Origin of the sequence: Aerosticca soli (assembly GCF_003967035.1) — a bacterium.
Lineage (GTDB): Bacteria > Pseudomonadota > Gammaproteobacteria > Xanthomonadales > Rhodanobacteraceae > Aerosticca > Aerosticca soli.
Genome location: NZ_AP018560.1, coordinates 2,475,527 through 2,489,252 on the forward strand (window position 1 = coordinate 2,475,527; position 13,726 = coordinate 2,489,252).

A 13,726-nucleotide genomic window follows, 5' to 3' on the forward strand; every position below is an offset into this window, starting at 1 on the left:
GGTGGCGTGCGCCCGACCGCTCAGGCGGACCTTCTTTCCTGCGCCAGCGACGTGCGCCATGCGGCGTCTAGCTTGCTGGCATCGCCCCGACCGCCTTTCCACTGATGGCAACCTATGCGATCGGCGACGTGCAGGGCTGTTATCCCGAACTGCAGCGTCTCCTGGACAAACTCCGTTTCGATCCGGCGCGCGACACGCTGTGGTTTTGCGGCGACCTGGTCAACCGCGGCGGCCAATCGCTGGAAACACTGAGACTGATCCATGCCCTGCGCGAGAACGTCATCGTCACCCTGGGCAACCATGACCTCAGCCTGCTGGCGGTGGCCCAGCGCAGGCCCGAAGCGCAAGCCAAGGTGAACCCGGAGCTGCGCGCCGTCCTGTTCGCGGACGACGCGCCGGTCCTGCTCGAATGGCTGCGCAACCAGAAGCTGCTGCATCACGACGCCGCGCTCGGCTGGACCATGGTGCATGCGGGGCTCGCGCCCAGCTGGACGCTGCGCCAGGCCCAGCGCATCGCCACCGACATCGAGCGCGCGCTGACCGGACCGCAGCATGGGCGCCTGCTCAAGAACCTGTTCGGCAACCGTCCGGGGCAATGGTCCAACCGCCTGCAGGGCATCGACCGCCTGCGCGCCGGCATCAACATGATGACGCGGATGCGCTACTGCGACGTCGAGGGAAGGATCGATTTCGAGAGCAAGGGCGTGCCCGGTTCGCAAAGGCCCGGGCTCTACCCCTGGTTCGAGGTGCCGGGCATGCGCCGGCGCGACACCCGCATCGTCTGCGGGCACTGGTCGGCGCTCGGCCGTTTCGCCGGGCTCGGCATCTATGCGATCGACACCGGCTGCGTATGGGGCGGCACGCTCACCGCGCTGCGTCTGGACGACGAGGAACCGCACTACGTCGGCGTGCCCGCCGAGCCGCATCGCAAACGCCCGCCCGGCGGCGGCGACTGAAGCGCGAAGGACCGACCGAAAAACCCGCGCACCGCCGCAACGGTGCGCAGGACGCAGCTTCAGCTCAACTGTCCGTGGCAGTGCTTGAATTTCTTGCCCGAACCGCACGGGCAAGGATCGTTGCGGCCGACCTTCGGCCCCTCGTAAGGCGCGGCCTTCGGCACCTGCAGGGCGGCGGTGGCGATGGCCTCGGCATCGGCTCCGACGGGCGCATTGGGCGCGCCGCCGCCGCTGGCCAGCATCTGTCGTTGCAGGCGTTCGGCCAGCCGCTGCTGCTCGGCCTCCATGGCGGCCACTTCCTCCTCGCTGCGGATGCGGATGCGCGCCAGCATCTGCACCACCTCCAGCTTGATCCGCTCGAGCATGGCCGAGAACAGCTCGAAGGATTCCCGCTTGAATTCCTGCTTGGGCTGTTTCTGCGCATAGCCGCGCAGGTAGATGCCCTGGCGCAGGTAATCCATGCTCGCCAGGTGCTCCTTCCAGGCGTTGTCGAGCACGCTCAGCATGATGTGCTTTTCGAGCTGGCGCATGGTCTCGGCGCCGACTTGCGCCTCCTTGGCCGCGAACAGTTCGCGCATGCCCTCGCGCACATGCGCGAGAATGGCCGCATCGTCGAGTTCATGCTGCCGTTCGACCCAGTGCGGCAGATCCAGCGCCAGGCCGAACTCGCTCTCCAGCTCGCGGTCGAGGCCGGCGATGTCCCATTGCTCGTCGATGCTGTTGGCCGGCACGTAACGGCGCACCACCTGCTCGATGACGTCGTCGCGGATGTCCGCGATCGCCTCGGCGATGTCCTCGCCCTCCAGCAACTCGTTGCGCTGGGCGTAGATCACCTTGCGCTGGTCGTTGGCGACGTCGTCGAACTCGAGCAGGTGCTTGCGGATGTCGAAGTTGTGCTGCTCGACCTTGCGCTGCGCCTTCTCGATCTGTCGGCTGATCATGCGATCTTCCAGCGCGTCGCTTTCCTTCATGCCGAACATGCGCATCCAGCGCCCGACCCAGTCGCCGGCGAAGATGCGCAGCAGGTTGTCCTCCAGCGACAGGTAGAAGCGCGAGGAACCCGGGTCGCCCTGACGGCCGGAGCGGCCGCGCAGCTGGTTGTCGATGCGGCGCGACTCGTGCCGTTCGGTGCCGATGATGTGCAGGCCGCCGGCGGCCACCACCTGCGCATGCCGCTTTTCCCACTCGGCCCTGACGCGCGCGCGGTCGGCCTCGCTGGCGTCCTCCGGCAGTGCGGCCAGCGCCGCCTCCAGGCTGCCGCCGAGCACGATGTCGGTACCGCGGCCGGCCATGTTGGTGGCGATGGTCACCGCGCCGGGCGCGCCGGCCTGCGCCACGATGTGCGCCTCGCGCTCGTGCTGCTTGGCGTTGAGGACTTCGTGGGGGATCTTTTCCTTCTTGAGCAGCCCGGAGAGGAATTCCGAGACTTCGATCGAGGTGGTGCCGACCAGCACCGGCTGCCCGCGGCGGTGGCAGTCCTTGATGTCCTCGATCACCGCGGCGTATTTGGCCTGCTGGGTCAGGAAGACCATGTCCGGATGGTCCTTGCGGATCATCGGCCGGTGGGTGGGAATGACGATGACCTCGAGCCCGTAGATCTGCTGGAACTCGTAGGCCTCGGTATCCGCCGTACCGGTCATGCCGGCAAGCTTGCCGTACATGCGGAACAGGTTCTGGAAGGTGATGGTGGCCAGCGTCTGGTTCTCGCGCTGGATCGGCACGCCCTCCTTGGCCTCCACCGCCTGGTGCAGGCCGTCGGACCAGCGCCGGCCCGGCAGCGTGCGGCCGGTGAACTCGTCGACGATGATCACCTCGCCGTCGCGCACGATGTAGTCGACATCGCGATGGTAGAGCGCATGGGCGCGCAGCGCGGCGTTGAGGTGGTGCACCACGGCCAGGTTCTTGGCGTCGTAGAGGGCGCTGTCCGCCTCGATGACCCCGGCGCGACGCAGCAGCTCCTCCGCATGCGACATGCCCTCCTCGGACAGGTGCACCTGTTTCTGCTTCTCGTCCACCCAGTAGTCGCCGGGGCCGTCCTCGGCCTGCTGCCGGACGAGGTGCGGCACGATTTTGTTGACCGCGATGTAGAGCTGTGGGGAATCCTCGGCGGGACCTGAGATGATGAGCGGCGTGCGCGCCTCGTCGATCAGGATCGAGTCCACCTCGTCGACGATGGCGTAGTGGAGACCGCGCTGGTAGCGCTGCTCCTTGCTGAGCGCCATGTTGTCGCGCAGGTAGTCGAAGCCGAACTCGTTGTTGGTGCCGTAGGTGATGTCGGCGGCATAGGCGGCGTGCTTGTCGGCGTGGTCCATGCCCGGATACACCACGCCCACCGACAGGCCGAGGAAGTTGTAGAGCCGCCCCATCTGGGTCGCGTCGCGCTTGGCGAGGTAGTCGTTCACGGTGACCACGTGCACGCCCTTGCCTTCCAGCGCGTTGAGATACACCGGCAGCGTCGCCACCAGGGTCTTGCCCTCGCCGGTGCGCATCTCGGCGATCTTGCCCATGTGCAGCACCATGCCACCGATCAGCTGCACGTCGTAATGGCGCAGGCCCAGCGTGCGCCGCGCGGCCTCGCGTACCACCGCGAAGGCTTCCGGCAGCAGTTGGTCGAGGGTCTCGCCGGCCGCCAGGCGCTGCTTGAAGGCATCGGTCTTGGCGCGCAGCTCGGCATCCGTCAGGGGCTGGATCTGCGGCTCCAGCGCATTGATCCGCGCGACCGTTTGCGAAAGCTGGCGCAGTACGCGCTCATTGCGACTGCCGAACAGGCGGGTCAGGGCACGATTGAACATCGATCATCCACGATAGGCAAAGAAAAATGGCCGCCTAGCGGCCAATCGGGCATGGTACTACAGCTCGATTTCCGACCCTTCCCGGAATGGCGCCGGCGCCATGCGGATTCAAGCCGTGGACCCGGGAAGCCTTTAAGCTCGAGGGCGGTCATCGACTCGCAAATCTCAAGGAGCAGATCCCGACATGGCGGACAACCCTTCCCACCGCGACGGCCCGAGCGCCTTGAGTGCATGCCGGGCCTTTGCCGACCTCGCCGCGCGCGCCGCCGAGCGCGAAGCGATCGACCGCGCCCTGCGACAGACCTTGCCGGCGACGGTGCGGGCGCAGGTACGCTTCGCCGACGTGCGTCAGCATCGGCTCGTCTTTCTGGCCGCATCGCCGGTCTGGGCCTCGCGCCTGCGGTTGCTGCAGGGGCCCTTGCTCGCCACCGCGCAGTCGCTCGGTATGCCCGCGACTGCGCTGGTCGTGAAGGTGACGCCCTGGCCACGGCCCTTGCCGCCCGAGCCTGCGGCCAAGCCACTGCCGGCCGCTGCCGCGCTGCATCTGGAGCAGGCCGCGCTGGCGACCGAAGATCAGGAGTTGCGCACGCTGTTCCGCCGGCTGGCGGCACGGGCCCAGCCGCCGGCGGACTGAGAAACCGCCGTGGCGTTCAGACCGCCTGCGCGGGATGGGCGTAGGAAATCGGCGCGGTGGCCTGATCGTCCTCGTAGCTCACTTCCTCCCACGCATCCGGCTGGGCGATCAGCGTACGCAGGAGCTTGTTGTTGAGCTCGTGGCCCGACTTGTGGGCGTAATAGGCGCCGATCAGACTGTGGCCGAGCAGGTAGAGGTCGCCGATGGCGTCGAGAATCTTGTGGCGGACGAATTCGTCCTCGTAGCGCAGGCCGTCCTCGTTCAGCACGCGGTAGTCGTCCAGCACCACCGCGTTGTCCATCGAACCGCCAAGCGCGAGGTTGTGTTCACGCAGCATCTCGATGTCGCGCATGAAGCCGAAGGTGCGCGCGCGGCTGACTTCCTTGACGAAGGAGGTGGTGGAGAAGTCGATCTCGGCACGCGAGGTGCGCTTGCTGATGAGCGGATGGTTGAACTCGATCGAGAAGCCGACCTTGAAACCGTCGAACGGCTCGAACCGGGCCCACTTGTCGCCGTCCTGCACCTTGACCGGCTTCTTGATGCGGATGAAACGCTTGGCGGCGTTCTGTTCCTCGATGCCGGCCGACTGCAGCAGGAACACGAAGGGGCCGGCGCTGCCGTCCATGATCGGCACTTCCGGTGCGGACAGGTCGACGTAGGCGTTGTCGATGCCCAGGCCCGCCATGGCCGAGAGCAGATGCTCGACCGTAGCCACGCGCACGTCGCCGTTGACCAGCGTGGTGGAAAGACGCGTGTCGCCGACGTTGTCCGGGCGCGCCTTGAGCTCCACCGGCGGGGTGAGGTCGACGCGGCGGAAGACGATACCGGTGTTGGGCGCCGCCGGTCGCAGCGTCATGTAGACCTTGTCACCGGTATGCAAGCCAACGCCGGTCGCCCGGATCACGTTCTTGAGCGTACGTTGCTTGATCATTTCGGTAGATTCTCGTTAAAGGCAAACGGCCAACGGCAGGCATACTAACACGGTCTTAACTTAAGAAAAACCAAACCACACGGTACAGTCTGTTAAACGTTTCATGCTTTTTTCAGTTGCATCGCGTGTTCTGCCCGCAAGGCGCCTGCCCCCTCGAGGACGGGGAAGGGAGCAGGATGCCTTCAAGGGTCAACCCCTTCGGCTGACCCGCTACCGCCCGCTCTGGCACCACACGCCAACGGCTGGTTTCGCCGCCGTCTTGCCTGTGACCGGTGCCGCGACGGTTTGTTCAATCGGATTTCACTTTTTTCTATCCGCTTTTTTGCATTCCCCCTCAATCGGCCTGACGGCGCAGGAAGGCCGGGATGTCCAGGTAGTCGAGGCCGGCGTCACCGCCGCCGCTCTTGGCCGGCTCTCCGCGAAGGGCGGGTGCGCTTTCGGTCTGGGCGTAGTCGGCCACCTCGCCACCGGTCCCCGTGCGCAGCACCACCGGGCGCGGCCGCTGGCGCATCTCGACGTTCGGCGTGCCCACCGGACGGATCGGCTGGCGGGCGGCATTGGCACGGTTGAGGCCGGTGGCGACCACGGTGACGCGCACGTCGTCCTGCATCTCCGCATCGAGCGCGGTGCCGATCACCACGGTGGCGTCTTCGCTGGCGAAGTCGTGGATGACGCGGCCGATCTCGTCGAACTCGCGCATGGTGAGGTTCGGACCGGCGGTGACGTTGACCAGGATGCCGCAGGCGCCGTTCAGGTTGACGTCCTCGAGCAGCGGGTTGTTGATCGCCGCCTCGGCCGCGGCCTGGGCACGGTCGTCGCCGCGGGCGGTGCCCGAGCCCATCATCGCCATGCCCATCTCGCTCATCACCGTGCGCACGTCGGCGAAGTCGACGTTGATGAGGCCCGGCGAGGTGATGAGATCGGCGATGCCCTGCACCGCGCCCTGCAGCACGTCGTTGGCAGCCTTGAAGGCGTTGAGCAGGGTGACCTCGCGGCCGAGCACGGACAATAGCTTCTCGTTCGGCACCGTGATCAACGAATCGACGTGCTGGGAGAGATCCTCGATGCCCTTGAGCGCCACCTGCATGCGCCGACGCCCCTCGAACGGGAACGGCTTGGTGACCACCGCCACGGTGAGGATGCCGCGTTCCTTGGCCAGTTGCGCCACCACCGGCGCGGCGCCGGTGCCGGTGCCGCCGCCCATGCCGGCGGTGATGAACACCATGTCGGCGCCGTTCAGCACTTCCTCGATGCGCTCGCGGTCCTCGAGCGCGGCCTGACGGCCGACCTCGGGATTCGCGCCGGCGCCCAGGCCCTTGGTGACGTTGGCGCCGAGCTGCAGGTGGGTGACCCGCCCGGCGCAGCTCTTCATGGCCTGCGAGTCGGTGTTGGCGACGATGAACTCGACGCCTTCGATGTTGGCATTCAGCATGTGCGCGACCGCGTTGCCGCCGCTGCCGCCCACGCCGATGACCTTGATGACCGCGTTGGGTGCCAGTTTCTCGATCAGTTCGAACATTTCCCGTCCTCCTTAAAAAAACCTGTGTTGTCGTTGTGTTCCCCGGCGTGGGCGGCCTTTGCCTGGCCAGGTCGGGGTGGTCGGGCGAGTCTCCTTCGCCCGTGGCGGCGCTCCTCGCCTCCCTGGGGTGCGGCAAGGGCTGACCGCGCCCTTGCCGCATGCCGGGGCTTCCTGCCCCGGACGGGAAGCGCCGAATACATCGGCGCTTCCCCTAGAAATTGCGCGTGATCCAGCCGCGCAGCCGGCCGATCAGCCCCCCGGCCTGGCCTGCGCCCGGGCCGGCACGCATGCCGCCGGCGCGCGCGCCATGCAGCAGCAGGCCGACGCCGGTGGCATACAGTGGGTTGACCAGCACCTCGCCCAGGCCACTGACGTGCTGCGGCACGCCGATGCGCACCATCTTGTGGAAGATCTCCTCAGCCAGCTCGAGCGCGCCTTCCATCCGCGCGGCGCCGCCGGTGAGCACCACGCCGGCGGCGACCAGGCTCTCGTAACCGGAGCGGCGCAGTTCGTCCTGCACCATCTCGAAGATTTCCTCGTAGCGCGCCTGCACGCTCTGCGCGAGCGCCTGGCGGGCGAGCCGGCGCGGCGGGCGGTCGCCCACGCTCGGCACCTGGATGGTTTCCTCGGCATGGGCGAGCTGGGCCAGCGCGCAGGCGTACTTGATCTTGATCTCCTCGGCGTGCGCGGTCGGCGTGTGCACGCCGTAGGCGATGTCGTTGGTGACCTGATCGCCGCCGACCGGCAGCGACTTGCTGTAGCGGATCGCGCCCTGGGTGTAGATGGCGATGTCGGTGGTGCCGGCGCCCAGATCGACCAGGCACACGCCGAGTTCGCGCTCGTCGTCGGTGAGCACCGCCCGCGCCGAGGCCACCGCCGAAGGCACCAGCTCGTCCACCGAAAGCCCGCAGCGCTGGATGCACTTGCTGATGTTCTGCACCGCGGCGGCGGCGCCGGTGACCAGGTGCACCGAGGCCTCCAGCCTGACCCCGCTCATGCCGACCGGCGAGCGGATGCCGTCCTGGCCGTCGATGCGGTATTCCTGCGGCTCCTTGTAGAGCACCTTGCGGTCGGCGGGAATGGCCACCGCGCTGGCTGCCTCCAGCACCTGTTCGAGATCGCCCGGGGTCACCTCGCGGTCGCGGATCGCGGCGGTACCGTGGGAGTTGCGCGTTTCCAGGTGGCTGCCGGCGATCGAGGCGTAGACCGAGCGGATGTCGCAGCCGGCCATCAGCTCGGCCTCCTCCACCGCACGCTGGATCGAGTGCACGGTGGACTCGATGTCCACCACCGAGCCCTTCTTGAGGCCGCGCGAGACGTGCGAGCCCAGGCCGATCACCTCGATCGGCTCGCCCGGCGCGTATTCGCCGACGATCGCGGTCACCTTGGAGGTACCCACGTCCAGGCCCACCACCAGTTGCTTGTCGTTGCGCGTCTTCATGTGCGGGGCGTGCCTCCAGGCGGCGGAACGGCGGGCGTCGCGGACGGCCAGCGCACGGCAAAGCCGTTGCTGTAGCGCAGGTCGGCATAGAGGAAGCCGTCGGCGTGACCGGCGATCACCTGCGGATAGACGGTGAGGAAACGCTGCAGCCGGCGACCGGCCTGTTCACGGTCGCCGAGCATGATCTGCGCGCCGTTGGCGACGGCCAGCGTCCAGCTGCCGCGCTCGCTCAGGCTGACGCCGCTGACCTTGAGCCCGGTGCCGGCGAAGGCCTTGAGCGATTGCGCATAGAAACCGACCACCTCGGCCACGTGTCCGGCCGGACCGCGCAACGCCGGCAGGTCGGCCACGTCCGCGGCCGACGCCCGGAACACCTCGCCGCGGCGGCTGATCAGCTCCGCATCGTTCCAGCGCGCGAACGGCTGGCGCTCGTAGATGCGCAGGATCAGCGTATCCGGCCAGCGCTTGCGCACTTCCACCGACTCCACCCACGGCAGGGCCGCGACCGCGTGGCGCACGGTGTCCAGATCGAGGGCGAAGAAGCCGCGCGCGAGTGTGGGCCGCACGGCCTGGCGCAGCGCCTCCGGCTCTAGATGCACGAAATCGGCCTGCACGACGAGCCGGGTCACCGGCCAGCGGGTGGCGGCGAACCAGCCCCGCAGCACGCCGACCACCGGCAGCGCGAGCAGCGCCAGCGCCAGGCACCAGGCGAGCGGGCGCACGATGGCCCTCATTGCGTGCCTCCCGGCTGGCCCGTGGCCGCGGCCTGAGCCTGTCCGCTCACCGCACCCATGCGCTGCCCGGGGAAGCTGGTCTCCAGCACCCGCCAGCACAGCGTGGCGTAGTCGATGCCGGCCGCGGCGGCGGCCTTGGGCACCAGCGAGTGCGAGGTCATGCCCGGGGCGGTATTGACCTCGAGCAGCCAGGCCTGGCCCGCGCGGTCGCGCATCAGGTCCACGCGCCCCCAGCCCGAGCAGTCGAGCGCATCGAAGGCGGCGAGCGCGAGCGCGCGCACGGCCGCCTCCGCCTCGCCGGCGAGGCCGGGGCACAGATAGCGAGTGTCCTCGGCGACGTACTTGGCGTTGTAGTCGTAGAACGCGCCGGCCGGCACGATATGGATCGAGGGCAGCACCTGGCGGCCGAGAATGCCGACGGTGATCTCCTCGCCCTCGATCAGCGTCTCCATCAGGAGATCGCCGGGATAGCGCGCCGCCAGCGCCACCGCCGCATCCAGCTGAGCCTCCTCAAACACGCGGGTGACGCCCACGCTCGAGCCCTCGCAGGCGGGCTTGACGATCAACGGGTAACCGACCTCGCGCGCGGCGGCATGCACGGCCGCGGCACCCGCGCCGCGCGGCAGGGCGACGAAACGCGGCGTCGGCAGGCCGAGCGAGCGCCAGACGTGCTTGGTGCGCACCTTGTCCATCGACAGCGCCGAACCCAGCACGCCCGAGCCGGTATAGGGCACCTTGAGCGAGGCCAGCGCGCCTTGCAGCTCGCCGTTTTCGCCGCCGCCGCCATGCAGGATGTTGAACACGCGGGCGAAATGGCCGGCGCGCAGCGCATCGAGCAGGGCCGGGATGCCGTCGATGGCCTGCGCGTCCACCCCGCGCGAGCGCAGCGCGGCCAGCACGTTGCGGCCGGAATCGAGCGACACCTCGCGCTCGGCGGAGCTGCCGCCCATGACCACGGCGACGCGACCGAAATCGGCGGGATCGGTGATGGTGATGCTCATGACTGGCTCGTCTTCAGTTGTCCGGCCTGGGCCAGTTCCGCCGCCGTCGCGCCGATGTCGCCGGCGCCGAGCAGCAGCAGCAGATCGCCGTCGCGCAGCAGCGCCGGCAGGGTGTCCTTGAGTTCGCGCGGATGCTCGATCAGCACCGGGTCGACCTTGCCGCGCGCACGCACCGCGCGGGCCAGCGCCCGGCCGTCGGCACCCGCGATCGGCGCCTCGCCGGCCGGATAGACCTCGGTCAGCACCAGCACGTCGGCCTCGGCCAGCACGTTGGCGAAATCGTCCATCAGGTCGCGCGTGCGGCTGTAGCGGTGCGGCTGGAACGCCACCACCAGCCGGCGTTGCGGCCAGCCGCCGCGCGCGGCGGCGAACACGGCGGCGAGCTCGCGCGGATGGTGGCCGTAGTCGTCCACCAGCAGCACGCTGCCGTGGTCGATCGAAAGTTCGCCGCGACGGTGGAAGCGCCGTCCCACGCCCTGGAAATTAGCGAGCGCACGGGCGATGGCGACCGGCTCGACGCCGAGCTGCCAGCCGATGGTCGCGGCGGCCAGGGCATTGAGCACGTTGTGCCGCCCGGGCAGGTTGAGCTCCACCGGCAAACCGCGCTCGCGGCCGGGCAGGCACAGCTCGAAGTGCATGCGGAAGCCGTGCTGCTCGATGCGCTCGGCGCGCACGTCGGCGTCGGCCGCCTCGATGCCGTAGGTCATCACCCGGCGCGTGGTGTCCCTGGCCAGCGCCGCCGTCTCGGCGTCGTCCACGCACAGCACCGCCAGTCCGTAGAACGGCAGCCGGTGCAGGAAGTCGGCAAAGGCTTTCTTCACCTCGGCGAAATCGCCGTGGTAGTTCTCCAGGTGATCGGCGTCGATGTTGGTGATCGCGGCGATCACCGGCGACAGCAGCAGGAACGAGCCGTCCGACTCGTCCGCCTCGGCGACCAGATACTGGCCGGTGCCGAGCCGCGCGTTGGCGCCGGCGGCGTTGAGCTGGCCGCCGATGACGAAGGTGGGGTCGTAGCCGGCCTCGGCCAGCACGCTGGCGACCAGGCTGGTGGTGGTGGTCTTGCCGTGGGTGCCGGCAATCGCGATGCCGCGGCGGAACCGCATCAGCTCGCCCAGCATCTCGGCGCGCGGGATCACCGGGATGCGCGCGGCGCGGGCGGCGGTGAGCTCGGGGTTGTCGGCGCGGATCGCGCTGGAGGTCACCACCACGTCGGCATCGGCCACGTGCGCGGCGTCATGGCCGATGCGCACCACGATGCCCAGCCGGGCCAGCCGCCGCGCCGTGGGCGAATCGGACCGGTCCGAGCCGGACACCGTATAACCCAGGTTGTGCAGCACCTCGGCGATGCCGCTCATGCCCACGCCGCCGATACCGATGAAATGCACGCGGCGGAAGAGGCTCATCAGGTCTTCGTGCGGCAGCAGCCGCTTGAGCGCGATCATGCGGCAGCGACCTCCAGGCAGGCGCGGGCGATGGTCTGCGCCGCCTCGGGTTTGGCCAGCGTGCGCGCGGCCTCGGCCATGGCGAGCGATCGCGCGCGGTCATGCAGCAGCGCATCGAGGCGCTGGGCGAGTCGTGAGGGATCCAAATCGCGTTCCTGGATGAGTTCGGCGGCACCGGCGGCGACCAGCGCCTCGGCGTTGCGGGTCTGGTGGTCGTCCACCGCATGCGGGAAAGGCACCAGCACGGCGCCGAGGCCTGCGGCGGTGAGTTCGGCCAGGGTGAGCGCGCCGGCGCGGCAGACCGCCAGATCCGCCCAGGCGTAGGCGCCGGCCATATCCTCGATGAAGGGCACCACGCGGGCCTCGACGCCGGCCTGCGCGTAGGCTTGCCGCGCCTCGTCCACGCCGCGTCGGCCGCACTGGTGCAGCACGTCCGGCCGGCGTTCGGCCGGCAACCGGGCCAATGCCTGCGGCAGGGCCTGATTGAGCGCCCGCGCGCCCAGGCTGCCGCCCAGCACCAGCAGCCGCGTCTGGCCGTCGCGGCCGGCCAGACGCGTGGCCGGCGGCGGCAAGGCGGCGATCGCCGCACGCACCGGATTGCCGACCCACTGCGCGCCCGGCAGCGCATCGGCGAACCCGGCAAGCACGCGCCGGGCAAAGCCGGCGAGCCTGCGATTGGTGAAACCGGCCACGCGGTTCTGCTCGTGCACCACCAGCGGGATGCCGGAGAGACGCGCGGCGATGCCGCCGGGCCCGGCCACGTAGCCGCCCATCGACAGCACGCTGCGCGGCCTGAGCCTGCGCAGCACGCCGAGCGAGGCGACGAGCGCGCGCGCGAGCATCAGCGGCGCGAGCAGCCGCGCCTGCAGCCGTTTGCCGCGCAGTCCGCTCACCGGCACCACGTGCAGCTCGATGCCGTGCGCCGGCACCACCTGCGTCTCCATGCCGCCGGCCGCGCCGAGCCAGGCCACCGGCACGCCCTGCGCGCGCAGCACCTCGGCCACGGCCAGCCCGGGGAAGATGTGACCGCCGGTCCCGCCGGCCATGATCAGCACCGGTCGCGCGCCGCTCATGCCGTCTGCTCCTGCGTGGCGGCGACCGGCTGGCGCACCGCCATGCGTCGCGCATCGAGCGCGCGGTTGATCTCGAAGGTGGCGCGCAGCAGCACGCCGGCCATGGCGCAGGTGAGCAGCACCGAGGAACCGCCCGAGCTGATCAGCGGCAGGGTCAGGCCCTTGGTCGGCAGCACGCCGAGATTGACGCCGACCGACACCAGCGCCTGCAGGGCCAGCATCAGCGAGATGCCGCAGGCGACATAGCCGGGAAACGGCAGGCCGCTTTCGATGCCCTTGAGGCCCATCGCCAGGCCGCGCCACACCGCCAGCGCGAACAGGCCGAGCACCAGCGCGATGCCGGCCAGGCCGAGCTCCTCGCCGATCACCGCCAGGATGAAGTCGGTGTGCGCCTCGGGCAGGTAGGACAGCTTGAGCACGCTCGAACCCAGGCCTACGCCGGTCCATTCGCCGCGGCCGATCGCCATCAGCGACTGGGTGAGCTGGAAGCCGTCGTTGAACGGGTCCTTCCACGGATCCAGGAACGAGGTCAGCCGCTTCATGCGGTAGCTCTGGCTGGTCGCCGCGAACGCCAGCGCGGGCATCAGCGGCAGCCCCATCAGGCACAGGAAGATCGGCCGCGCGCCGCCCAGCCAGACCATCGCGATGGTCACGCCGATCACCAGCATCGCCGAACCGAAATCCGGCTGCGCGAGCAGCAGCAGCACCAAGATGCTGGCCACCAGCAGCGGCTTGAAAAGGCCGAGGAAACGCCGCTCCACGCTCTCGCGGTGGCGCACCAGGTAACTGGAGAGGTAAATCACCAGGATCAGCTTGACCGCCTCGACCGGCTGGAAGCTGGTGACCAAGAGGTTGACCCAGCGCCGCGCGCCGTTGATGCGCATGCCAAGGTGCGGCACGAACACCGCCAGCAGCATCGCGATACCGAGCATCAGCAGCACGTGGGCATGTTTTTCCAGCCGCTTGAGCTCGGTGCGCAGGGCGAGGCCGGCCAGCGCCAGGCCGAGGGCGAGGAACACCAGGTGGCGTTTCAGGTAATAGAACGCACCGATGTGCTGGCTGTCGGCGACCGCGATCGAGCTGGAGGCCACCATCACCACGCCCATGCTCGCCAGCGCGACGAGGGCGAGCAGCAGCGGCAGGTCGATCCGGCCGCGCGGGCCGGTGCGCTTGGTCGCCTGCGAGGTATCGAAACCGAGCATC

At 69.1% G+C, this 13,726-nt stretch carries 11 protein-coding genes; 2 read left to right on the forward strand and 9 right to left on the reverse strand.

Annotation, left to right across the window (positions count from 1 at the left end):
* The first annotated feature begins 104 nt into the window (after positions 1-104).
* Entirely contained in the window at positions 105-956 is an 852-nt protein-coding gene (locus ALSL_RS11560) for a symmetrical bis(5'-nucleosyl)-tetraphosphatase (RefSeq protein ID WP_126539325.1), read from the forward strand.
* Positions 957-1,015: 59 nt separating this feature from the next.
* On the opposite strand, the gene secA is transcribed toward ALSL_RS11560, so the two are convergent.
* Positions 1,016-3,748 carry a preprotein translocase subunit SecA gene (secA, locus tag ALSL_RS11565; RefSeq protein ID WP_126539327.1) on the reverse strand — a complete coding sequence of 911 codons (2,733 nt, stop codon included), beginning with the start codon at positions 3,746-3,748 and terminating at the stop codon, positions 1,016-1,018.
* Between the two features lie 184 nt (positions 3,749-3,932).
* On the opposite strand from secA, the gene ALSL_RS11570 reads away from it, so the two are divergent.
* A complete protein-coding gene (locus ALSL_RS11570; protein WP_126539329.1) occupies positions 3,933-4,382 on the forward strand; it encodes a DciA family protein in 450 nt (149 codons plus the stop codon).
* A 16-nt stretch (positions 4,383-4,398) separates the two neighbouring features.
* Here ALSL_RS11570 and lpxC read toward each other — a convergent pair whose 3' ends face one another.
* The 8 genes from lpxC to ftsW form a co-directional block, all read right to left on the reverse strand.
* Positions 4,399-5,313, reverse strand: coding sequence for a UDP-3-O-acyl-N-acetylglucosamine deacetylase (lpxC, locus tag ALSL_RS11575; protein WP_126539331.1), 915 nt, complete (start codon positions 5,311-5,313; stop codon positions 4,399-4,401).
* Positions 5,314-5,647: 334 nt separating this feature from the next.
* Entirely contained in the window at positions 5,648-6,832 is a 1,185-nt protein-coding gene (gene ftsZ, locus ALSL_RS11580; RefSeq protein WP_126539333.1) for a cell division protein FtsZ, read from the reverse strand.
* A gap of 211 nt (positions 6,833-7,043) precedes the next feature.
* Positions 7,044-8,273: a cell division protein FtsA gene (gene ftsA / locus ALSL_RS11585; RefSeq protein WP_126539335.1), complete on the reverse strand. Its 1,230-nt coding sequence runs from the start codon at positions 8,271-8,273 to the stop codon at positions 7,044-7,046.
* Positions 8,270-9,007 carry a cell division protein FtsQ/DivIB gene (locus tag ALSL_RS11590; protein WP_126539337.1) on the reverse strand — a complete coding sequence of 246 codons (738 nt, stop codon included), beginning with the start codon at positions 9,005-9,007 and terminating at the stop codon, positions 8,270-8,272. Before ALSL_RS11590 ends, ftsA begins: the two co-directional genes overlap by 4 nt.
* The gene (locus ALSL_RS11595; RefSeq protein WP_126539339.1) at positions 9,004-10,008 is read right to left on the reverse strand and encodes a D-alanine--D-alanine ligase; all 1,005 of its coding nucleotides are present in this window, start codon (positions 10,006-10,008) and stop codon (positions 9,004-9,006) included. Before ALSL_RS11595 ends, ALSL_RS11590 begins: the two co-directional genes overlap by 4 nt.
* Positions 10,005-11,450: a UDP-N-acetylmuramate--L-alanine ligase gene (gene murC / locus ALSL_RS11600; RefSeq protein WP_425478986.1), complete on the reverse strand. Its 1,446-nt coding sequence runs from the start codon at positions 11,448-11,450 to the stop codon at positions 10,005-10,007. The genes ALSL_RS11595 and murC overlap by 4 nt, the downstream gene beginning before the upstream one ends.
* Positions 11,447-12,523, reverse strand: coding sequence for an undecaprenyldiphospho-muramoylpentapeptide beta-N-acetylglucosaminyltransferase (gene murG / locus ALSL_RS11605; protein ID WP_126539341.1), 1,077 nt, complete (start codon positions 12,521-12,523; stop codon positions 11,447-11,449). Before murG ends, murC begins: the two co-directional genes overlap by 4 nt.
* A complete protein-coding gene (gene ftsW / locus ALSL_RS11610) occupies positions 12,520-13,725 on the reverse strand; it encodes a putative lipid II flippase FtsW (protein WP_126539343.1) in 1,206 nt (401 codons plus the stop codon). The genes murG and ftsW overlap by 4 nt, the downstream gene beginning before the upstream one ends.
* Position 13,726: the final 1 nt, after the last annotated feature.